General features: G+C 68.6%; 20 protein-coding genes. 11 read left to right on the forward strand and 9 right to left on the reverse strand.

From position 1 onward, the window contains the following. Nucleotides 1–49: 49 nt before the first annotated feature. Entirely contained in the window at nt 50–2,557 is a 2,508-nt protein-coding gene (locus tag IFS44_RS11475) for a circularly permuted type 2 ATP-grasp protein (RefSeq protein ID WP_192098533.1), read from the forward strand. Then, nucleotides 2,554–3,456 (forward strand): transglutaminase family protein, encoded by a 903-nt coding sequence (locus IFS44_RS11480; protein ID WP_192098534.1) that lies wholly within the window; start codon nt 2,554–2,556, stop codon nt 3,454–3,456. Before IFS44_RS11475 ends, IFS44_RS11480 begins: the two co-directional genes overlap by 4 nt. 117 nt (nt 3,457–3,573) lie before the next feature. Here the strand turns inward: IFS44_RS11480 and IFS44_RS11485 are convergent, their stop codons facing one another. Next, a complete protein-coding gene (locus IFS44_RS11485; RefSeq protein ID WP_160172635.1) occupies nt 3,574–3,720 on the reverse strand; it encodes a hypothetical protein in 147 nt (48 codons plus the stop codon). A 95-nt stretch (nt 3,721–3,815) separates the two neighbouring features. Here IFS44_RS11485 and IFS44_RS11490 point away from each other — a divergent pair, with 95 nt between their 5' ends. The 6 genes from IFS44_RS11490 to IFS44_RS11515 all read left to right on the forward strand — a co-directional run bounded on the left by IFS44_RS11490 (nt 3,816) and on the right by IFS44_RS11515 (nt 8,615). Beyond that, the gene (locus IFS44_RS11490; protein ID WP_192098535.1) at nt 3,816–4,748 is read left to right on the forward strand and encodes a DnaJ C-terminal domain-containing protein; all 933 of its coding nucleotides are present in this window, start codon (nt 3,816–3,818) and stop codon (nt 4,746–4,748) included. A gap of 7 nt (nt 4,749–4,755) precedes the next feature. After that, nucleotides 4,756–5,721 carry a YhjD/YihY/BrkB family envelope integrity protein gene (locus tag IFS44_RS11495; RefSeq protein WP_192098536.1) on the forward strand — a complete coding sequence of 322 codons (966 nt, stop codon included), beginning with the start codon at nt 4,756–4,758 and terminating at the stop codon, nt 5,719–5,721. Beyond that, nucleotides 5,718–6,521, forward strand: coding sequence for an enoyl-ACP reductase FabI (gene fabI, locus IFS44_RS11500; RefSeq protein ID WP_342366413.1), 804 nt, complete (start codon nt 5,718–5,720; stop codon nt 6,519–6,521). Before IFS44_RS11495 ends, fabI begins: the two co-directional genes overlap by 4 nt. Nucleotides 6,522–6,583: 62 nt before the next feature. After that, nucleotides 6,584–6,997 (forward strand): DUF559 domain-containing protein, encoded by a 414-nt coding sequence (locus tag IFS44_RS11505; RefSeq protein WP_192098537.1) that lies wholly within the window; start codon nt 6,584–6,586, stop codon nt 6,995–6,997. Then, a complete protein-coding gene (gene aroC / locus IFS44_RS11510; RefSeq protein WP_192098538.1) occupies nt 6,994–8,061 on the forward strand; it encodes a chorismate synthase in 1,068 nt (355 codons plus the stop codon). Before IFS44_RS11505 ends, aroC begins: the two co-directional genes overlap by 4 nt. 56 nt (nt 8,062–8,117) lie before the next feature. Continuing rightward, nucleotides 8,118–8,615, forward strand: coding sequence for a hypothetical protein (locus IFS44_RS11515; RefSeq protein WP_056674013.1), 498 nt, complete (start codon nt 8,118–8,120; stop codon nt 8,613–8,615). 71 nt (nt 8,616–8,686) lie between these two features. On the opposite strand, the gene IFS44_RS11520 is transcribed toward IFS44_RS11515, so the two are convergent. The 4 genes from IFS44_RS11520 to IFS44_RS11535 form a co-directional block, all read right to left on the reverse strand. Further along, nucleotides 8,687–9,976 carry an adenylosuccinate synthase gene (locus tag IFS44_RS11520; RefSeq protein WP_031440105.1) on the reverse strand — a complete coding sequence of 430 codons (1,290 nt, stop codon included), beginning with the start codon at nt 9,974–9,976 and terminating at the stop codon, nt 8,687–8,689. 30 nt (nt 9,977–10,006) lie between these two features. Further along, the gene (locus IFS44_RS11525) at nt 10,007–11,107 is read right to left on the reverse strand and encodes an ATP phosphoribosyltransferase regulatory subunit (RefSeq protein ID WP_192098539.1); all 1,101 of its coding nucleotides are present in this window, start codon (nt 11,105–11,107) and stop codon (nt 10,007–10,009) included. 39 nt (nt 11,108–11,146) lie between these two features. Beyond that, on the reverse strand, nt 11,147–12,724 hold the full coding sequence (gene serA / locus IFS44_RS11530; protein ID WP_192098540.1) for a phosphoglycerate dehydrogenase: 1,578 nt from the start codon (nt 12,722–12,724) through the stop codon (nt 11,147–11,149). 203 nt (nt 12,725–12,927) lie between these two features. Further along, a complete protein-coding gene (locus tag IFS44_RS11535; protein WP_192098541.1) occupies nt 12,928–14,082 on the reverse strand; it encodes a phosphoserine transaminase in 1,155 nt (384 codons plus the stop codon). Between the two features lie 233 nt (nt 14,083–14,315). Here IFS44_RS11535 and IFS44_RS11540 point away from each other — a divergent pair, with 233 nt between their 5' ends. Together IFS44_RS11540 and IFS44_RS11545 are read left to right on the forward strand one after the other, a co-directional pair. Continuing rightward, nucleotides 14,316–14,981: an extensin family protein gene (locus IFS44_RS11540; RefSeq protein ID WP_192098542.1), complete on the forward strand. Its 666-nt coding sequence runs from the start codon at nt 14,316–14,318 to the stop codon at nt 14,979–14,981. 46 nt (nt 14,982–15,027) lie between these two features. Beyond that, on the forward strand, nt 15,028–15,912 hold the full coding sequence (locus IFS44_RS11545) for an LOG family protein (RefSeq protein WP_192098543.1): 885 nt from the start codon (nt 15,028–15,030) through the stop codon (nt 15,910–15,912). 105 nt (nt 15,913–16,017) lie between these two features. Here IFS44_RS11545 and IFS44_RS11550 read toward each other — a convergent pair whose 3' ends face one another. After that, nucleotides 16,018–16,722 carry a c-type cytochrome gene (locus IFS44_RS11550; RefSeq protein WP_192098544.1) on the reverse strand — a complete coding sequence of 235 codons (705 nt, stop codon included), beginning with the start codon at nt 16,720–16,722 and terminating at the stop codon, nt 16,018–16,020. Between the two features lie 138 nt (nt 16,723–16,860). Between IFS44_RS11550 and IFS44_RS11555 the strand changes: the two genes are divergently transcribed. Further along, a complete protein-coding gene (locus IFS44_RS11555; RefSeq protein ID WP_192098660.1) occupies nt 16,861–17,763 on the forward strand; it encodes a prephenate dehydratase in 903 nt (300 codons plus the stop codon). Nucleotide 17,764: 1 nt separating this feature from the next. Here the strand turns inward: IFS44_RS11555 and nudC are convergent, their stop codons facing one another. Genes nudC through IFS44_RS11570 form a run of 3 tightly spaced genes read right to left on the reverse strand, consistent with a single transcriptional unit; the run spans nt 17,765 to nt 21,076 of the window. Then, nucleotides 17,765–18,670, reverse strand: a complete 906-nt coding sequence (gene nudC, locus IFS44_RS11560) for an NAD(+) diphosphatase (protein WP_244650207.1) — start codon at nt 18,668–18,670, stop codon at nt 17,765–17,767. Further along, a complete protein-coding gene (locus tag IFS44_RS11565; RefSeq protein WP_192098545.1) occupies nt 18,670–20,034 on the reverse strand; it encodes a serine hydrolase domain-containing protein in 1,365 nt (454 codons plus the stop codon). Before IFS44_RS11565 ends, nudC begins: the two co-directional genes overlap by 1 nt. A gap of 10 nt (nt 20,035–20,044) precedes the next feature. Continuing rightward, on the reverse strand, nt 20,045–21,076 hold the full coding sequence (locus IFS44_RS11570) for an A/G-specific adenine glycosylase (RefSeq protein ID WP_446740850.1): 1,032 nt from the start codon (nt 21,074–21,076) through the stop codon (nt 20,045–20,047).

The raw sequence follows: 21,076 nt of genomic DNA on the forward strand, positions 1-21,076 counted from the left end.
GAAAGGTGAAACACCCGCCGCCACTATTCGAAGGCATCAAGGCATGGAGATGGCGACGCAATCCACGCCCCCGACCGATACGGCGCAATCGAGCGCCTATGACGCGACACGCCATGCCGAGCGCTGGATTGCCGACTATTGCGCGCGCAGTACCGCCGCCGACATGCTCTGCCCCGCCGCCGACGGCAGCATCGACCCCGCCTGGACCGCGACCTTCGCCGAGCTCGCGATGGTCGCCTCGGACGATCTCGGCCATGTCCGCGAACGCGTCCAGCGTCACGCGGTCGATATCGGCACCGGCTTCCGCATCGCCGACGAACCCGACGAGCGCCCCTGGCCCGTCTCCCCCGTCCCGCTGCTGATCGAGGCGGACGCCTGGGCGCGGATCGCCGCGGGCGTGGTCCAGCGCGCGACGCTGATGGAAACGGTGATCGCCGATCTGTACGGCGAGGGAAAGCTGGTCGCGGACGGCCATATCCCCGCCGCGCTCGTCACCGGCAGCCCGTTCTTCTTGCGGCCGATGGTCGGGCTCGATCCGCCCGGCGGCCGCCATCTCGATTTCATCGCGATCGATCTCGGCCGCGGTCCGAGCGGCGAATGGCGCGTGCTCGCCGATCATCTGCGCGCACCCGCGGGCGCGGGCTATGCGCTCGAGAACCGGCTCGCGGTTGGCCGCACGCTCGGCGGGTTGCAGGCGCGGTTGAACGTTCAGCGCCACGCGCCCTTCTTTGCCGCGTTCCGCGCGGGGCTGGCGGCGATGTGCAAGCGCACCGATCCCCGCATCGGGCTGCTCACCCCCGGCCGGTTCAACCCGAGCTATCCCGAACAGGCGCATCTCGCGCGCTATCTGGGGCTGCTGCTCGTCGAGGGCGCGGATCTCGCCGCGCTCGAGGACAAGCTCTATGTCCGCACGATCGGCGGGCTGAAGCGGATCGACGCGCTGTGGCGGCGGCTCGATCCCCGGCTGCTCGATCCGCTGGCGTTCGACACGCATTCGCAGATCGGCGTGCCCGGCCTGATCGACGCCTATGCCGCCGGCAATGTCGTGCTGTCGAACGCGCCCGGCTCCGCGGTGCTCGAGGCGCCCGCCTTCTCCGCCTTCCTGCCGCAACTCGCGCGCACGATCCTCGGCGAGGACCTGCTGCTCCCCAACATCGCGACCTGGTGGTGCGGGCAGGACGCGGCGCGGACCGCGGTCGAGGCCGATCTCGACCGGCTGCTGATCGCCCCCGCCTATCACACCCGCCCGCTCGGCTTGCCGAACGGCGCGACCGCGGGCGCCGACATCACCGGCGCCGACCGTGCAGCGCTGCTCGCCGACATGGCGCGCCGCCCGCAGGATTATGTCGGGCAGGAGATCGTCCGCCTCTCGACTATGCCCGTCGTCGTTGGCGACACGCTCGAGCCGCGCCCGTTCACGCTGCGCGTCTTTGCAGCACGCGGCGGCGACGGCGAATGGACCGTGCTGCCCGGCGGGTTCGCGCGGATCGGCGAGCACCCCGACGCGCGCGCCGCGGTGATGGGCGAAGGCATCTGGTCCGCCGATGTCTGCGTCTATGGGCCGGAGCCGGTCGCACCCGTCTCGCTGCTCACCGCGCCCGATTCGCTCCACGTCCGGCGCAATCCCGGCACGCTGCCCAGCCGAGTCGCGGACAATTTCTACTGGCTCGGCCGCTATCTCGAGCGCGGCGAGGCATTGCTCGCGGCGATCCGCGTGATGCTCGGCAATTCGATCGACGCGGACGGCGGCGCGGTGCTGTCGTCGCAGACCGTCGGCAAGCTCGTCGGGCTGATCGTCGGCAGCGGTGCCGCACCGCATCCCCCCGCGCTGCGCCGCGCCGACCTGACCGCGTTCGCGCGCACCGCGATGGAGGACGAGGGCTGGCAGTCGGTCGCGACGATCAACCGCCATGCGCGTGCGATCGGCGAGGGATCGCGCGACCGGCTGTCCTCGGACATGGTCCGGCTGCTCGAGGCACCCTTCCCGACGCATCGCGGGATGCTCGAACGCGCCGGTTCGCTCCAGCGCCGCTATGCCGCGATCGCAGGGCTGTCCGCCGAGCATATGGGACGCACCGCGGCATGGCGGTTCCACGATCTCGGCCGCCGGATCGAGCGCGCGATGGCGATGGCGCGCGCGATCCGGCTGTTCGGCATGCCCGGCGCTTCGCCCGACGACCTGTCGGTGCTGCTCGACCTCGCCGACAGCCAGATCACCTATCGCCAGCGCTATCCCACGGGAATTGCGCGCGTGCCGGTCATGGATCTCGTCGCGCTCGACCCCGGCAACCCGCGCAGCCTCGCCTTCTCCGCCGACCGCATCGCCGCCCGGCTCGCCGAGTTGCCGGTACTGAGCGACGACGAGATGGCCGAACCGCAACAGGCCCAGGCGACCGCACTCATGGCGATCGTGGTGACCGCGACCGCCGCCGAGCTGGACGCGGATACGCTGGGCGATGTCGAACGCCGGCTGGCGGGCGTTTCGGACGCGCTCGCCAGACGCTATTTCCTCCAGGGCGCAGAGCCGCTCCGCACCAGCGAACTGACGCTCGCATGATCTACGATATCCGCCACGTCACCACCTTCGACTATGGCGCCAGCGTCAAGTTCGCGCGCTGCAACCTCCGGCTGAAGCCTATCGACTGGCCCGGCCAGCGGCTCGACGCCTACACGCTCTCGGTCCACCCCGCGGGCCGGATCAGCCCCGCGCGGGCCGAGGCGGGGCTCGCCAACGTCACGCGGCTGGTGGTCGACAGCCCGGTCCGCCACCTGACGATCGAGAGCCGGTCGCGGATGACGGTCGACCGGCTCGTCCCCGTCCCCGCCGTTGGCGACCCGACGCTCGCCGAGATCGCGGCGCTGGCGCGCGCGAGCACCGACCTCTCCGCGGCGAGCCCCGCCACCTATCTCTATCCCTCGCCGCTGATCCCGCTCGACCATGCGATCGCCGATTATTGCGCGGCCGATCTCGACCCCGCGCGCGGCGCGCTGGAGGCAGGGATCGCGCTCGCCCGCCGGATTCAGCGCGAATTCGTGTTCGATGCGGATGCGACGCTCGTCGACACCCCGCCGCACGAGGCGTTCCTCCACCGCAAGGGCGTGTGCCAGGATTTCGCGCAGATCATGATCACCGGCCTGCGCGCCGCCGGCCTACCCGCCGCCTATGCGTCGGGCTATATCCGCACCATCCCGCCCGCAGGCCAGCCGCGGCTGGTCGGCGCGGATGCGACGCATGCCTGGGTCCTGCTGTGGTGCGGGCCGGTGCATGGCTGGGTCGGGATGGATCCGACCAACGGCATCTGGATGGCCAGCGACCATATCGTCATGGCGGTCGGCCGCGATTATGCCGAGATCGCGCCGGTCGATGGTGTGGTGCTGGGCTCGGGCGCGCAGAGCATGGACGTCAGCGTCGACGTTGCGCCGCTGGACGAGGCACCGGTCCGGGTCGCCGGGTAACCTGTTCCACGGTCGTCATCCCCGCGGAGGCGGGGACCCATATGCTCGTACGGTTGCGATAGTCTCGCAGGATTGCCGGTATGGGTTCCCGCCTGCGCGGGAATGACGAGACGCGCGTCAGTCCTTCCCCTCATGCGGGTTCGGATAGGACCCGCCGCCACTCTCGCCGCCCGTGTCCTTGGCCGGCGCATCGTTCACCCCGTCCTTCTGCTTGGCACCATCATCGCCCTCGGGCACGCCCTGCATCGGTTGCTTGTCAGCCATCATCGTCTCCTCTCGCCCGCCAAACGCACGGCACGGGAATTGCGTTGCGCCCGCGGCGGCCCCACATAGACGCGCAAGACAGAGTGGGGACCTAAGTGGCCGATCCGTACAAGACCCTGGGCGTTGCCCGCGACGCGAACGAAGCCGACATCAAGAAGGCGTATCGCAAGCTCGCCAAGGAGCTTCATCCCGATCGCAACAAGGACAATCCGAAGGCATCGGAGAAGTTCAGCCAGGTCACCAACGCGTACGATCTGCTGAACGACAAGGACAAGCGCGCGCGCTTCGATCGCGGCGAGATCGACGGCGACGGAAACCCCGCCGCGCCGTTCGGCTTCGGTGGCGGCGGCGGTGGACGCCCACAGCCCGGCGGCGGCTTTCGCAGCGAAGGCTATGAGAGCGGCGGCCCCGACATGAGCGACATCTTCGAGGGGCTGTTCGGTGGCGCCCAGCGCGGCGGTGGCGGCGGTTTCGCGAGCGGCTTCGGTCGGCGCCCGCAGCCCAAGGGCGAAAACGTCGCCTATCGCCTGCAGGTCCCGTTCGTCGACGCGGCGACGCTCGAGCCCCAGCGCGTGACGCTCTCCGATGGCAAGACGCTTGATCTCAAGCTTCCCGCAGGCGTCGAGAGTGGCACGCAGATGAAGCTCGCGGGCAAGGGCGAGCAGGGCCCGGGCGGCGCGGGCGATGCGATCCTGACCATCGACGTCCAGCCGCACCGTTTCTTCACGCGCGACGGCGACGACGTTCGCATCGACCTGCCGATCAGCCTCGCCGAGGCGGTGCTCGGCGGCTCGATCAAGGCGCCGACGGTCGAAAAGCCGGTCATGCTGACGATCCCCAAGGGCACAACCTCGGGCAAGACGCTGCGCCTCAAGGGCAAGGGCTTCCACAAGAAGACCGGTGGCCGCGGCGATCAGCTCGTCACGCTGATGATCGACATTCCGGCCGACAACAAGGCGCTCGTTGACTTCGTCGAGGGCTGGGCGAAGAGCAATACCGGGAACCCGCGGGGGGCCATGGGCGTCTGAACGCCTTGTGAACGACAGCAATCTTACGCCCGAGGCGCGCGCCCACGACCACGGCGGCACGCGCCGGCGCCTCAATCGCGGCATGGCGAAGGTCAAGCCGGGCAGCCAAGCCTTCGAGGTCGTCAAGCGTGCCGCGGTCGGCGTGTTCAACGACGGCTTCATCCATGCGGGCAACCTTGCCTATCTCGCGCTGATGACGGTGTTCCCGTTCTTCATCGTGGCCGCGGCGATCCTGTCGCTGTTCGGCCAGAGCACCGAGACGATCCGTGCGGTCGAGTCCTTCCTGAACGTGCTGCCGCCCAACGTCGCCGATCTGTTGCGCAAGCCGATCGCCGACGTGCTCGCCGCGCGCACCGGCTCGCTGCTGTGGCTCGGCGCGCTGGTCGGGCTGTGGACCGTCGGCAGCTTCGTCGAGACGATCCGCGACATCTTCCACCGCGCCTACGGGATCAAGGCGACCGCACCCTTCTGGAAATCACGGCTTGGCTCGTCCGCAGTGATCGTCGGCTCGGTGATCATGGCACTGCTCTCCTTCTTGGTGCAGGGCATCCTGACCGCGGCCGAACAGTTCATCTACCGCCTCGTCCCCTTTGCGCAGGACGCCGCCGGATGGGTCGGCCTGTCCCGCCTGATCCCCGGCATGCTGATGTTCGGCGCGCTGTACTTGCTGTTCTACTCGGTGACGCCGTCGCGCTATCGCTATTCGAAATGCCGCAAATGGCCCGGCGCGCTCTTCACCGCCGTCTGGTGGATCAGCGCTACCGCATTGCTGCCGATTGTCCTGTCGAGCCTGGGTGGCTATGACCTGACTTATGGCAGCCTGGCGGGCGTCGTCATCATGCTGCTGTTCTTCTACGTCATCGGATTGGGGCTGGTATTCGGGGCGCATTTGAACGCGGCACTGGCGGAACCCCTCGAAACAGCGCTAGAGCAACCGGCTGACGAGGTAGAGGCGAAGGCGAGAACGGCGTGAACGGTTTGATGGCGGGCAAGCGTGGGTTGATCATGGGGCTGGCGAACGACAAGTCGCTGGCTTGGGGCATCGCCAAGAAGCTGTCCGAGGCCGGCGCGGAGCTCGCGTTCAGCTATCAGGGCGAGACGATGGAGAAGCGCGTCCGCCCGCTCGCCGAGCAACTGGGCGTCGCACGGCTGTTCGACTGCGACGTCTCCGACATGGGTGCGCTCGACGCGACCTTCGCCAAGCTGGCAAAGGAATGGCCGACGATCGACTTCGTCGTCCATGCGATTGGCTTTTCGGACAAGAACGAGCTGCGCGGGCGGTTCGTCGACACCAGCCTCGACAATTTCCTGATGACGATGAACATCAGCGTCTATTCGTTCGTCGCGGTCGCGCAGCGCGCGGCGAAGATGATGAACCCGGGCGGGTCGATGCTGACGCTCAGCTATTACGGCGCCGAGAAGGTCATCCCGCACTACAACGTCATGGGCGTCGCCAAGGCCGCGCTCGAGACGAGCGTGCAGTATCTCGCGGTCGATCTCGGCCGCGACAATATCCGCGTCAACGCGATTTCGGCGGGCCCGATAAAGACGCTGGCCGCGAGCGGGATCGGCGACTTCCGCCTGATCCTGAAGTGGAACGAGCTGAACTCGCCGCTCAAGCGCAACGTGACGATCGACGATGTCGGCGGTGCGGGACTGTATCTGCTCAGCGACCTGGCATCGGGCGTCACGGGCGAAACCCACCATGTCGACGCCGGCTACAACGTGATCGGCATGAAAGCCGAAGACGCCCCCGACATCGCGCTGGTGTAAATACCCTCTCCCCTGCGGGGAGAGGGAGGGGCCCATGCGCAGCATGGGAGGGTGAGGGCACGGTGAGGCAGAAGGACGGCACCGAAGCACTCAACCGCGCGCGGAAGCTGCGTCGCGACGCCACCGAGGCGGAAACCCGGCTATGGCAGAACCTCCGCAGCCGCCGCCTCGCTGACTTCAAATTCCGCCGCCAGGTGTGGATTGGCCCGTTCATCGCCGACTTTCTGTGCATGGACGCCATGCTCGTCGTCGAGGTAGACGGCAGCCAGCATATTGGCGACGCGGCCTATGATGCCGACAGAACTGCCTACCTCGCGAACAAGGGATACCGTGTGATCCGTGTCTGGAACAACGACGTGATGCAGCGGATGGACGACGTGCTTGCCGCGATCCTGTCCGCGCTCACCAGCGTGCCCTTACCCTCCCATGCTCCGCATGGGCCCCTCTCTCTCCCCGTCGGGGAGGGGGCCAAGTGAGCGTCAACAGCTTCGGGCGGATGTTCCGCTTCACCACCTGGGGCGAGTCCCACGGACCCGCGCTCGGCGCGGTGGTCGACGGCTGCCCCCCCGGCATCCCCCTCACCGAAGCCGACATCCAGCCCTGGCTCGACAAGCGCCGCCCCGGCACCTCTCGCTTCACCACGCAGCGGCGCGAGCCCGATGCGGTGCGGATCCTCTCGGGCGTGTTCGACGGCCGCACGACGGGTACGCCGATCAGCCTGATGATCGAGAATGTCGACCAGCGCTCGAAAGATTATTCCGACGTCGCCAAGGCCTATCGCCCCGGCCACGCCGACTATGCCTATGACGCCAAATACGGTTTTCGCGATTATCGCGGCGGCGGCCGCTCGTCGGCGCGCGAGACCGCGGCGCGCGTCGCTGCCGGTGCGGTCGCGCGGCTCGTCGTGCCCCAGGTCCGCGTCCGCGCCTGGGTCGAGGCGATCGGCGGCGACGCGATCGACCCGGCGAACTTCGACGACGCACAGATCGATCAGAACCCGTTCTTCTGCCCCGATGCCGAAGCGGCGCTGCGCTGGGAAGCGCTCGTCGACGCCGCGCGCAAGGCGGGATCGTCGCTCGGCGCGGTGATCGCGTGCGAGGCGACCGGCGTCCCCGCGGGCTGGGGCGCGCCGCTCTATGCCAAGCTCGATGCCGAACTCGCCTCGGCCTGCATGAGCATCAACGCGGTCAAGGGGATCGAGATCGGCGACGGGTTCGCCGCCGCCGCACTCTCGGGCGAGGCCAATGCCGACCCCATGCGACCGGGCGCAGAAGGCCCCGAATTCCTGGCCAACCATGCCGGCGGGATTGCCGGCGGCATCGCCACCGGCCAGCCGATCCGCCTGCGCGTCGCGTTCAAACCGACCAGCTCGATCCTCACCCCCGTCGAGACGATCAGCCCGACCGGCGAGGCCGCGACGATCGCCACCAAGGGCCGCCACGACCCCTGCGTCGGCATCCGCGGAGTCCCCGTGGTCGAGGCGATGGTCGCACTCGTCCTTGCCGATCAGGCGCTGCTCCACCGCGGCCAATGCGGCTGACCGGGGAACATAAGTCGAACCGAAACGCTGTGTCTCCAACACGATAGGAGAGAACCATGCGTATTCTGACCTCGATCGCAGCGGCAGCCCTGATCCTTCCGGCCGCCGCCATGGCCCAGACCACCGGCGGTACCGCAGGTGGCACGATGGGCGGCACGATGGGCGGCAGCACGACTGGTGGTACCATGGGCGGTACTATGGGTAGCGGCACCACCGGCGGCGCGATGGGCGGCATGTCCACGGGACCGACGACGCAGTCGGGCACCACGGCGACTGATTCCGCGACCCAGACCCGCACCCAGCGCGGCACCCGCGCCCGTAGCCGCACGCGCGGCACGACGGGTACGACGACCGGCACGACCACGGGTCCCGATACGGTGACCGGCACCGGCACCACGACCGGCACGACCTCCGGTTCGATGTCGACCGGCAGCACCGGCCCGGGCACCATGGGTGGAACGATGGGCGGCACGGCTGCAGGTGGCACAATGGGCGGCACCATGGGCGGGACTGCAACGACCGGCGGTACCGTCGGCGGCACGCCGCCACGCTGAGCCACACGGCCTGATCCCCAAAAAAAAGGCCGGGCAATCGCCCGGCCTTTTTCGTGTCAGCGACCGTCGCTTCAGTCCGAGAACGGATCCCGCACCAAGATCGTGTCCGCCCGCTCCGGGCTGGTCGAGACCAGCGCCACCGGGCAGCGGATCAGCTCCTCGATACGCCGGATATACTTGATCGCCTGTGCCGGCAGGTCGGCCCAGCTGCGCGCACCGGCAGTCGTTTCCTGCCAGCCTTCCATCGTCTCGTAGATCGGCTCGACCAGCGCCTGGTCGGCGGCATGCGCCGGGAAATAATCGAGCGTCTCGCCGCGCAGACGATAGCCGGTGCAGATCGAAACCGTCTCGAACCCGTCGAGCACGTCGATCTTGGTCAGCGCGATCCCGGTGATGCCGCCGACCGCCGCCGACTGGCGCACCAGCACCGCGTCGAACCAGCCACAGCGACGCTTGCGCCCCGTCACCGTCCCGAACTCATGCCCGCGCACGCCCAGCCGCTCGCCGGTCTCGTTCTCGAGCTCGGTCGGGAACGGCCCCGACCCGACGCGCGTCGTATAGGCCTTGGCGATCCCGAGCACGAACCCGACCGCGCTCGGGCCGAGGCCCGAACCGCCCGCCGCAGCGCCTGCAATCGTGTTCGACGAGGTGACGAACGGATAGGTGCCGTGATCGACGTCGAGCAGCACGCCCTGCGCACCCTCGAACAGGATCCGCTTGCCGGCCGAGCGCGCCGCGTTCAGGTCGCGCCACACGGGCTTGGCGAACGGCAGGACGAAGCCGGCAATCTCGCGCAGCTCGGCGATCAGCGCCGCACGGTCGATCGGCGGCTCGCCGAACCCGGCGCGCAGCGCGTCGTGATGCGCGGTCAGACGATCGAGCTGCGGCCCCAGGTCGTCGAGATGCGCCAGATCGCACACGCGGATCGCACGGCGACCGACCTTGTCCTCATAGGCCGGGCCGATGCCGCGGCGCGTCGTGCCGATCTTACCCGCGCCGCTCGCATCCTCGCGCAGACCGTCGAGATCGCGGTGGAACGGCAGGATCAGCGCGCAGGTATCGGCAATCCGCAGCGTCTCGGGCGTCGCGACGACACCCTGTGCGCCGAGCCGGGCGATCTCGTCCTTCAGCGCCCAGGGATCGAGCACCACGCCATTGCCGATGAACGACGGCGTGCCGCGGACGATGCCCGACGGCAGCAGCGACAGCTTGTACACATTCTCGCCGACGACGAGCGTGTGGCCGGCATTGTGGCCGCCCTGGAACCGCACGACCATGTCGGCACGCTCGGCGAGCCAGTCGACGATCTTGCCCTTGCCTTCGTCGCCCCATTGCGCGCCGATGACTGCTACGTTGGCCAAACTCTATCTCCTGAGAATTACCCGCAGCGCCTACAGCGCGCGGGGCGCATCCGCCACCCAAAGATGCGTGCAGACCTGCGCTTCGGGGGTATCGCCCGCGTCGAGCGCGGCGACCGTGACCCAGCCCTGCGCCCGCATCGCCGCACCATCCGCCGCCGGCGTACCCAGCGGCAGGAACAGCCGTCGGCGATCGACGCTGACGACCCGGTCGACCAGCGGGTCGGCGAACAGCGAGAAGCCCGTTGCCGCTTCCTCGGCACCGCTTTCATGCACCACGGTATAGGTGCCGCCACGCCCGACCTCACGCGCGCTGCCATCCGCGAACAGCGAGAAGCCGAGCCAGGTCTGATATTCGAACCCGTGCCGCTCGGTGGGGTCGAGCGTCAGCGCGACGCGGCCGTCGAGCGCTGCGGCGATCCGCGTGAGCGCGTCGAGGCGCGACGCGAGCGCGCCTGTCGTATCGAACATCCGCAGCCGCTCCATCGCCGGCGCGAACGGCCCCGCCGCCTCGATCAGCGGCAGATAGGCGGGCGCGAGCGCGGCGACCGCGCCGGCATCCTTGGCATCGAGCCGGTCGCGCAGCGTCGCGACGTGGTCGGGCGCGACCGGCAGCGGACCCGCCGCAAGCGTCGACACCAGGTCGGGCAGCGTGAAGTCGATCGACGCGCCGCGGACCTCAGCCGCACCGAGCATGTCGACCGCGACCGCGACGACCTCCTGCGCGGCGGCGACCGAATCGAGCCCGATCAGCTCGCAACCGATCTGCCGCGTCTCGCGCGCAGGCGCGAGCTGCGACGCGCGCAGTTTGAGCACCGAGCCGGCATAGCTCAGCCGCACCGGCCGCGGGTGATGCCCCATCCGCGTGGCCGCGATCCGCGCGACCTGCGCGGTGATGTCGGGACGGATCGCGAGCGTACGCTGCGACACCGGATCGACGAACCGCACCGCATCGTGCAGCCCGCCCGCCTTCAACCGCATCTCTAGCCCATCAGCAAATTCGGCCAGCGGCGGATCGACGCGCTCATAGCCGTGCAGGCGTGCAGCCTCGAGCACACGCGCCTCGAGCGCGGCTGCCGAATCGGCGAAGGGGGGCAGGCGGTCTCGAAAACCTTCGGGGAGCAAAGCAGTCATGCGCGTGCCTCTAACCACTTCGCCCCCCGTTCGCGAGCCTTAGAAGTTGAGACCCATCGCGGTCTTCACCCCCGGCAACGCGCGCACCTTGGTCAGCAGCTCCGGCGTCACCGCCTCGTCGACCGACAGCAGCAGCACCGCCTCGCCGCCCGCCTGGCGGCGGCCGAGATGGAAGGTGCCGATATTGACCCCTGCCTCGCCCAGCGCCGTCCCGAGACGGCCAATGAACCCCGGCGCATCCTCGTTGACGACATAGAGCATCGGCCCCGCCAGATCGGCCTCGATCTTGATGCCGAGCAGTTCGATCAGACGCGGCGCCGAATCGCCGAACAGCGTGCCCGCGACCGAGCGCTCGCCATCCTCGGTCCTGACCGAGACACGCAGCAGCGTGTGGTAATCCGCCTCGCGCTCGGTCCGCACCTCACGCACCTCGAGCCCGCGTTCGCGCGCCAGCACGGGGGCGTTGACCATGTTGACGGTGGCGGTCTGCGTCTGGAGATAGCCCGCCAGCACCGCGCTGGTGATCGGCTTGGGGTTCAGTTCGGCCGCCGCGCCCTCGGTATGCACCGAGATCCGCGTCACCGCGCCATGCGTCAGCTGCCCGACCAGCGCACCGAGCTTTTCCGCCAGCGCCATGTACGGCTTCAACTTGGGCGCTTCCTCCGCCGACAGCGACGGCATGTTGAGCGCGTTGGTGACGCCGCCCGACATCAGGAAATCGGCCATCTGCTCGGCGACCTGGATCGCGACATTGACCTGCGCCTCGGTCGTCGACGCACCGAGATGCGGCGTACTGATGAAGTTGGGCGTGTTGAACAAGGGCGAAGCCTTGGCGGGCTCCTCGACGAACACGTCGAGTGCCGCGCCACCGACCTGGCCCGAATCGAGCGCCGCCTTCAGCGCAACCTCGTCGATCAAGCCGCCGCGCGCGCAGTTGATGATCCGCACGCCCTTCTTGGTCTTGGCGAGCGCCTCGGCCGAGAGGATGTTGCGCGTCTGGTCGGTCAGCGGCGTGTGCAGCGTGATGAAGTCGGCACGTGCGAGCAGCTCATCGAGCGTGACCTTCTCGACACCGATCTCGATCGCGCGCTCGGGCGTCAGGAACGGATCGAACGCGACGACCTTCATCTTGAGGCCACGCGCGCGGTCGGCGACGATCGAGCCGATATTGCCCGCGCCGATCAGGCCGAGCGTCTTCGACGTCAGCTCGACACCCATGAAGCGGTTCTTCTCCCACTTGCCGGCCTGCGTCGAGGCATCGGCCTCGGGCAGCTGGCGGGCGAGCGCGAACATCAGCGCGATCGCGTGCTCGGCGGTGGTGATCGAGTTGCCGAACGGCGTGTTCATCACGACGACGCCCTTCGCCGAGGCGGCGGGGATGTCGACGTTATCGACGCCGATACCCGCGCGGCCGACGACCTTCAGGTTGGTCGCGTGCTCGAGGATCTCCTTGGTCACCTTGGTCGAGCTGCGGATCGCGAGACCGTCATACTCGCCGATCATCGCCATCAGTTCGGCGGGCGTCTTGCCGGTGATCTCGTCGACCTCGACGCCGCGCTCGCGGAAGATCTGGGCGGCGCGGGGATCCATTTTGTCGGAAATGAGGACTTTTGGCATGGGATTGCTCCTGGGAATGTCGGGGGAACGGAGGTGCGCGCTCGGTTTTGAAAGTCCGTCCTCACCCTGTCCCGTCACCCCGGCGGACGCCGGGGCCCATGGTTGCGGTCCGCTTAGTGAGCGGATGCTCCGTGTCCATGGGTCCCGGCGTTCGCCGGGATGACGGAAAAGGGCGGTGGGAAAAAGGGCGGCAGTAGCGGGTTTTAGGCAGCCTTGGCGGTCGCGTAGGCCCAGTCGAGCCAGGGCCCGAGCGCGACGATGTCGGCGGTGTCGACGGTCGCGCCGCACCAGATGCGCAGGCCCGGCGGCGCGTCGCGGTAGCCCGCCACGTCATACGCAGCTCCCGCCTTTTCGAGCGCGGCGGCCATCGCCTTGATCATCGCCTCGTCCGCACCCTCGACCGTCAGGCAGACGCTCGTCTTCGACCGCGTCGCCGGATCGGCGGCGAGATGGCCGAGCCAGTCGCGCTCCGCCACGATCGTGTCCAGAGCCGCAGCATTCGCGTCGGACCGCGCGATCAGCCCGTCCTTACCCAGCGACTTCGCCCATTCGAGACTGAAGATCGCATCCTCGACCGCCAGCATCGACGGCGTGTTGATCGTCTCGCCCTTGAACACGCCCTCGGCGAGCTTGCCCTTCGACACGAGGCGGAACACCTTCGGCAACGGCCAGGCGGGCGTGTAGCTCTCGAGCCGCTCGACCGCGCGCGGGCCGAGGATCAGCACGCCGTGTGCGCCCTCGCCTCCGAGCACTTTCTGCCATGAGAAGGTCGCGACATCGATCTTCGTCCAGTCAATGTCATAGGCGAACACGCCCGACGTCGCGTCGGCGAACGACAGGCCTTCGCGGTCGTCGGGGATCCAGTCCGCGTTCGGCACGCGCACGCCGCTGGTGGTGCCGTTCCAGGTGAACAGCACGTCGTTCGACCAGTCGACCGACTCCAGATCGGGCAGCTGGCCGTAATCGGCGCGCACCACGGTCGGGTCGATCTTGAGCTGCTTGACCGCATCGGTCACCCAGCCCTCGCCGAAGCTTTCCCAGGCGAGCGCGGTGACGGGCTTGGCGCCCAGCATCGTCCACATCGCCATTTCGTACGCGCCGGTGTCGGAGCCGGGGACGATGCCGATGCGGTGCGTGCTCGGAAGCTTCAGCAGCTCACGCATCAGGTCGATGCTGTACTGGAGGCGGGTCTTGCCGATCTTCGAGCGATGCGAGCGACCGAGCGAATCGGTGGCGAGCTTGTCCGCGGACCAGCCCGGAGGCTTCGCGCAGGGACCGCTGGAGAAAAAGGGGCGTGCCGGCTTGGTCGCAGGCAGCACAGGCGCACCTGTGGCGGTGGCGTAGGTCGTATCAGTCATGTATCTCTCCTCACAGAGAGCACGCGCGGCGTTGGGACCGCGTGGCCCGTCGCCGGCCCTAACGACGTGGCGCGGCGAGTCAACCTTGTCCGCGCATGCGCTTCCGTCGCCACGCTCCCCCGTTCGCCCCGAGCGAAATCGAAGGGCAGCGCCGCACACGCCCATGCCTCGACTCGCCGCAACGCCGCCCCGCAACGCGTGACAAGCCGGTGCCACGCGGGGATGATGGCCCCATGTACCGCGTCCTTTACCCTGTCCTGCTCGCGCTCGCGCCCATTCTCGCGCTTGCCGCCTGCGGCCGCGCCGATCGCCCCGCCGCGCCGCAACAGACCCGCCCCAACCTCTCGGTCCCGAGCAATCGCGAGACCGCGCAGTGCCTCGCCGACCTGCGTCAGCTCCACGTCTCGTTCCAGCTCCTGCCCGACCGCGAAACCGGTCCCGGCTGCGGGCTCGCGGGCACCGTCAAGCTGGTCGATATCGGCGTCCCGGTCGCCAACCTCACTGCGGTCCGCTGCGGCGCGGCGCGCGCGCTGATCGGCTGGACGCGCAACGCGGTTGCCCCCGCCGCCTATCAGATGCTCGGCAGCGAACTCGCGCGGATCGACAGCATGGGTAGCTATGCATGCCGCAACGTCGTCGGCTCGGCCCGCAACGCGAGCCGCCGCTCGGGCCATGCGGTCGCCAACGCGGTCGATATCGGTGGGTTCGTGCTGAAGGACGGGCGACGGATCAGCATCCTGAACGACTGGACCTCGCCCGACCCGCAGGTGCGCCAATTCCTCCAGACGATCCGCGCCTCGGCCTGCAAGCGGTTCGGCACCGTGCTCAGCCCCGACTATAACGCCGCGCACCGCAACCACCTCCATCTCGAGGACGATCGCGCGAATTTCTGCCGCTAGTACACCGGTCTAGCCCTGCGCACGGCTTTCGACTAAATCCGCCGAAATGACAGATACCCGCATTCCCTCACGCGTTTTCGCGAACGCCAGCCAGGACGCTGAAACCGCCCGCGAGATCGTTTCCACGCCGCAGACCCAGCATCCGCATTACCGGCTCGCGTTCCAGGACATGGACTTCCTGCTCCGCGAAGATCTCCGCCCGGTGCGCTTCCAGCTCGAGCTGCTCAAGACCGAACTGGTGCTCGAGGAAGCGAAGATCGCCTCGACCTTCGTCTTCTATGGCTCGGCACGCATTCCCGAGCCCGCCAAGGCACAGGCGCTGCTCGAACTCGCCAGCGACGAAAAGTCTAAGAAGATCGCCGAGCGGCTGGTCGAGAAGTCGAAATATTACGACGTCGCGCGCGAGCTCGCCGCCAAGGTCAGCGTCCTGCCCCGCGACGAGCGTGGCTGGCGTCAGTTCGTGGTGTGCTCGGGCGGCGGTCCGTCGATCATGGAAGCCGCCAATCGCGGCGCCGACGATGTCGGGGCCGAGTCGATCGGGCTGAACATCGTCCTGCCGCATGAGCAGGCCCCCAACCCGTACGTCACCCCGTCGCTGTCGGTGCAGTTCCACTATTTCGCGCTCCGGAAAATGCACTTCTTGCTCCACGCCCGCGCGCTGGCGGCGTTCCCGGGCGGGTTCGGCACGTTCGACGAGCTGTTCGAGCTGCTGACGCTGATCCAGACGGGCAAGATCCAGCCGATCCCCGTGCTGCTGTTCGGTCGCCAGTTCTGGGAGCGCGTCGTGAATTTCGACGCGCTGGTCGAGGAAGGCGTTGTCAGCGAAAAGGACCTGTCGATCTTCCGCTATGTCGAGACCGCCGATGAAGCCTGGGCTGCGGTCCAGTCCTTCTACCGCGAGCGTGCCGCGGCCGAAGCCGCGGAAGCCTGATCTTCTGCCCCCTCTCCCCTCGGGGGAGAGGGCCGGGGTGAGGGGCTGCCAAACAGCGCATACCCCGAAACAGCCCCTCTCCTCTCCGAGGAGAGGGAGCCGCGATTACTGCTCCGTCCGCGCACCCTTGCGTGCGGCTTCCGGATCGACCGACGGTGCACCCGACGCGGCCGTGCCGGTGTTCGCGATATCGGCGGTATCGCCGCCATTCTCGACCGCAGCCTCGGCGGCGTTGGCGGGTGCAGGCTGATCTCCAGCGGCGGCGGGTTCTGCACCGGCGGCAGGCGCTGCCGGCAAGGGCAGGTTCGACCCCTGCTGGTTGAGATACAGGATCACGTTCGCGCGGTCCTCGGCACTGCCCAATCCCGCAAAGGTCATCTTGGTGCCCGGCGCGAACTTGCGCGGGCTGGTCAGCCACGCGTTCATCTTGTCGAAGTCCCACTTGCCGCCGACGCCCTTCAGCGCGTCGGTGAAGGCATAGCCGCCCTTGCCCTGCGCAATCCCCTCGCCCAGCGTCGCGTACAGGTTCGGACCGATCCCGTTCGCGCCGCCCTGGTTGATCGTGTGGCACGCGGCGCACTTCTTGAAGACCTCGGCGCCCTTGGCAGCATCGGCGGTCGGCAGCAGCGACGCGATCGCAACCTCGGCAGCGCCACCGCCGGCACCCTCCTCGACGACGCCCTCGATCGCATAGCCCATCTTCTCGGGGCGCTCGCCGTGGAACAACATGCCCCCCACGATCGACAGCCCAAGCGCCGCACCACAACCTGCGAGCACCCAGCCGGCGATCGTATTGGTCCTGTCGTCCATAAAGCGCACCCACCCCTATTTGATTTAGGACAGCCATAGAAAAGCCTGACCGACACCGCAAGCAAACGCTGCGCCCCGTGTTGCGCGGGCGCCGCGCGCCCTTGATTGCATCCGGCCCGCTGGCTACGCGCCGTGGCGATGGAAAACTTTGCCGCCCCCGCCCGTCCGATAGTCGCGCAGATGACCCAAGCCGCGATGGCGGAGCCCGCGCGCGCGGTCGCGTTTCAGGGTGCGCCCGGCGCCAACAGCCATGTCGCGGCGACCGAGGCGTTTCCGGACGGCCTGCCGCTGCCCTGTTTCGACTTCGCCGATGCGATCGACGCGGTGAAGGACGGCCGCGCCGACTGTGCGATCATCCCGATCGAGAACTCGCTCCACGGCCGCGTCGCCGATATCCATTTCCTGCTCCCGGAATCGGGGCTGGTGATCACCGGCGAGCATTTCCTGCCGATCCGCCACGCGTTGATGGGGATCGGACCACGCGACGCCATTCGCCAGGCGATGAGCCATCCGCAGGCGCTCGGCCAGTGCCGCCACTGGCTCAAGGCGCACGGGATCGAGCCGGTGAGCTATCCCGACACCGCGGGCGCCGCAGCCAAGGTCGCCGAACTTGCCGACCCGACGATCGCCGCGCTCGCGCCGCCCGCCGCCGCCGCGCTCTACGGCCTCGATCTGCTCGCGACCGACATTGCCGATGCCGATCACAACACGACCCGCTTCGTCACGCTCGCGCGTGGCGGCAAGCCACCGGCGGCGCAGGATCCGGCGGGCGGCGACTGGATGACGACGCTGATCTTCGAGGTCCGCAACGTCCCCGCCGCGCTCTACAAGGCGATGGGCGGCTTCGCGACCAACGGCGTCAACATGACCAAGCTGGAAAGCTACCAGCGCAACGGCAGCTTTGCCGCGACCGAATTCTACGCCGATGTCGTCGGCAAGCCGGGCGACGCGAATCTCGACCACGCGCTAGAGGAACTCGGCTTCCACTCGAAATGGCTCCGCGTGCTCGGCACCTACCGCCAGGCGCGCACGCGCGGCTGAGTCACCCCTTCGCCCAGACGCTCAGCAGCGTGTGCGCGATCGCATAGGGCGGCGGCGGCAGGAACGGCCCCTCCTCGCCGCGCAGCACCGCGCGCACCATCTCGCGCGGTACCCACATCGCATCCTCCAGCTCGTTCACGTCGAGCGTGATCGCGTAGTCCACGGCCTCCGCGACGCACGCGATCATGAGCGACGAGGGGAAGGGCCAGGGCTGGCTCGCGACATAGCGGACACGGCCGACGCGCACGCCCGATTCCTCGGCGATCTCGCGCGCGACCGCCTCCTCGATCGATTCGCCGGGCTCGAGAAACCCCGCCAGCGCCGAATAGCGCCCCGGCGGCCACCCCTTGCCGCGCCCGAGCAGCGCGCGCCCGTCATGCTCGGCGATCATGATGACGACGGGATCGACGCGCGGGAAATGCTCGGTCGCGCAATTGGGGCATTTGCGTGCCCAGCCCGCGCGGAACATCGCCGTCGCGGTCCCGCATTTCGCGCAGAAGCGATGCCGGACATGCCAGTCGAGCACGCTGCGCGCCGCGGCATAGGTCGCCGCCTCGCCCGGCGCGAGGCTGCCCAGCACCGCCATCAGCGCGGGCGAGCGCATCGCCGGGGCGTTGTCGACCCCCATGCCCGCCAGCAACGCGGTGAAATGCGGCCGCCCGCTCTCGTCGAGCCCGAGCAGGATCGGTTCGGCATCGTCGGGCAAGTCCGCCATCGACGTCCATTCGAGCCGCCCCTCGCCCGTCACGGCGGGCAACAGACCGTCGAGCGCGAGCAGCCGCGCCCGCCAGTCGCCCTGCGCCGCCGCCAGCGCGTCTGCATTGTGGCGCAGTGCGTCGGCACGATCGAGCGTCCCGCCGGTAAAACCCGGTGCGACATCGGGCATGAGATCCGCGGTCAAGCTCATCAGCGCACGCCCCCCGCGGATCCGCTTCTCGCGACATCGGCGACCAGCGCGCCGACCACCTCTTTCCGCAACGGCCATTTCTCACCGGGGAAATAATTGACCATCACCGTGCTCCGGACATGACGGACCGGGTCGACCCAGGCGAACGTCCCCGCCGCGCCTCCCCAGCCATAGGTGCCCTTCGATGCGCCGCCCGGCACGTCGGCCAGATAGACCGACCCGCCCGCGCCGAACCCCATCGCGTTGCCGGCAGCCGCCGCACCAGTCCCGGTGCCGATCCCGCCGAATGACACCCCCTTGGGCATCAGGTTCGACATGCCGAGCGCGACCGTTTCGGGCTTCATCACCCGCACGCCGTCCAGCGTCCCGCCATCCTGCAGCATGTGCAGGAACGTGTCATAATCGCGCGCCGACATCACCAGCCCCGCGCCGCCATAGGGAAAGCTCGGCCGCTCCGCGAAAACCGACGTCGCCGCAGGGTCGAGCGGGGTGCGGTTGTCGCCGACGAACGCATAGTTGGTCGCCAGCCGCTTCACCTGATCCTGCGGCACCATGAAGAAGGTCGAAGTCATCTTGAGCGGCGCGAACATCCGCGTCTGCAGGAACCGCTCAAACGACATTCCGCTCGCCACTTCGATCACCCGGCCCATCACGTCGAGCCCGATCGAATAGCTCCATTTGGTCCCCGGCTCCGCGACCAGCGGCAGCGTCGCTGCGCGGTTCGCGAAGTCCTCGAGCGAGGTCGGGCGGACCTTGGCCATCTGCGTTTCCATCTGCGCATTGACCGACATCGGCAGCACGCCGCGCTGCTCATATTCCTTGAGCAGCGGGCCCTTCACATTGATGCTGTAGCCGAGCCCCGCGGTGTGCGTCAGCAGCATGCGGATCGTGATCGGCGTCGTCGCGGGCCGCGTCGCCAGCGACGTATCGGGGCTGGTCGCGACCGTCATCGTCTTGAATGCGGGGATGTATTTGCTCAGCGGATCGTCGAGGTTCAGCCGACCGTCCTCGACCAGCATCATCGCCGCCATCCCGGTGATCGGCTTGGTCATCGAATAGACCCGCCACAGCGAATCGGCGTCGGCGAACGGCCGCCCCGGCTCGTCGCCGATTTTTCCGCTCGCCAGGAACAGGGTCGGCCGGTCGCCCAGACCGAACGCGCCGACGATACCGGGCATCTTGTTGTCGCGGACATAGCCGTCGAACAGTCGTTCGACGCTCGGCAAGGCGGCGCGTGCGGGATCGCCCGCGCGTTCGGTGACGGCGATGTTGCCCGGGGCGGCCTGTCGCTGCGCCTGCCCGATGGCTGCGGTCGCCGCCAGTGCGGCGATGACGCCAGTCGAAATCCAGTGTGCACGCGTCATGCAGGCCTCCCTATCGCGCCCGTATAGCCTGGGCGGCCTTGGCGAAAACGGTCGGCAGCCCGGCGGTATCCAGGGTCTCGACGGGCCACCATTCGCCGGGTTGATGCGCCTCCACCCGCGCCACCGCAAGACCGAGTTCGAGGTCGAAATGCGTGAAGCCATGCGTGACGCGGTCGTCGAGCATCTGCCAGTCGGCCTGTGCCGGTGCGGCCTCGAACCCCGGCGGCTGGTCGGTCCAGGGCCCGGTCGGCAGCGCGCGCATGCCGCCGAGCAGCCCGGTGTCGGGGCGGCGCACCAGCAGCACCTGTCCGTCGCGCTCGAGCCAGAAGATCGTCCCGTGACGCTGCGGCTTTGCGGCCTTCTTCGCCTTGACCGGCAGCCGTTCGGGCTCGCCTTGCGCAAAGCCGTCGCAGTCGGGGCGGAGCAGGCACAGCAGGCATTTGGGGTTGCGCGTTGTGCAGATCGAGGATCCCAGATCCATCATCGCCTGCGCGAAATCGCCGGCTCGCACGTCGGGCGTGATCGTGTCCGCGGCCGCCCGGATCGCCGGACGCGCGGCGGGGAGCGGCGTCGCAATCGCGAACAGCCGCGCGACGACGCGCTCGACATTGGCATCGACCACCACCGCACGCTCGCCGAACGCGATCGCCGCGACCGCCGCCGCGGTATAGGCGCCGAGCCCGGGGAGCGTCCGCAGCTCGGCCTCGGTCCGCGGAAACACGCCATCATGCTCCGCGACCACCGCCTTGGCCGCCTTCACCAGATTGCGCGCGCGGGCATAATAGCCGAGCCCCGCCCAGGCGGCCATCACATCGGCATCGTCGGCCGCGGCGAGGCTCGCGAAATCAGGCCAGCGCGCGGTCCAGGCGAGGAAGCGCGGGGTGACCGCGGCGACCGTGGTCTGCTGCAGCATCACCTCCGACAGCCAGACGCGATAGGGATCGACCGTCTCGCCCGGCCGGGCGCGCCACGGCAGCACGCGACGATGCGCGTCATACCAGTCGAGCAGGGCGACGGGGACCGAAGAGCGCTTGGCGTTCAC

This window comes from Sphingomonas sp. CFBP 13706 (assembly GCF_014842355.1).
In the GTDB taxonomy this organism is placed as follows: domain Bacteria; phylum Pseudomonadota; class Alphaproteobacteria; order Sphingomonadales; family Sphingomonadaceae; genus Sphingomonas; species Sphingomonas aerolata.

Coding starts and splice junctions, on each gene's coding strand:
- IFS44_RS11515 (WP_056674013.1), top strand. CDS start 8,118: ATGCGTATTCTGACCTCGATCGCAGCGGCAGCCCTGATCCTTCCGGCC.
- serA (WP_192098540.1), bottom strand. CDS start 12,724: ATGCCAAAAGTCCTCATTTCCGACAAAATGGATCCCCGCGCCGCCCAG.
- IFS44_RS11485 (WP_160172635.1), bottom strand. CDS start 3,720: ATGGCTGACAAGCAACCGATGCAGGGCGTGCCCGAGGGCGATGATGGT.
- IFS44_RS11525 (WP_192098539.1), bottom strand. CDS start 11,107: ATGACTGCTTTGCTCCCCGAAGGTTTTCGAGACCGCCTGCCCCCCTTC.
- IFS44_RS11535 (WP_192098541.1), bottom strand. CDS start 14,082: ATGACTGATACGACCTACGCCACCGCCACAGGTGCGCCTGTGCTGCCT.
- IFS44_RS11545 (WP_192098543.1), top strand. CDS start 15,028: ATGACAGATACCCGCATTCCCTCACGCGTTTTCGCGAACGCCAGCCAG.
- IFS44_RS11550 (WP_192098544.1), bottom strand. CDS start 16,722: ATGGACGACAGGACCAATACGATCGCCGGCTGGGTGCTCGCAGGTTGT.
- IFS44_RS11475 (WP_192098533.1), top strand. CDS start 50: ATGGCGACGCAATCCACGCCCCCGACCGATACGGCGCAATCGAGCGCC.
- nudC (WP_244650207.1), bottom strand. CDS start 18,670: ATGAGCTTGACCGCGGATCTCATGCCCGATGTCGCACCGGGTTTTACC.
- IFS44_RS11540 (WP_192098542.1), top strand. CDS start 14,316: ATGTACCGCGTCCTTTACCCTGTCCTGCTCGCGCTCGCGCCCATTCTC.
- IFS44_RS11480 (WP_192098534.1), top strand. CDS start 2,554: ATGATCTACGATATCCGCCACGTCACCACCTTCGACTATGGCGCCAGC.
- IFS44_RS11565 (WP_192098545.1), bottom strand. CDS start 20,034: ATGACGCGTGCACACTGGATTTCGACTGGCGTCATCGCCGCACTGGCG.
- IFS44_RS11555 (WP_192098660.1), top strand. CDS start 16,861: ATGGAAAACTTTGCCGCCCCCGCCCGTCCGATAGTCGCGCAGATGACC.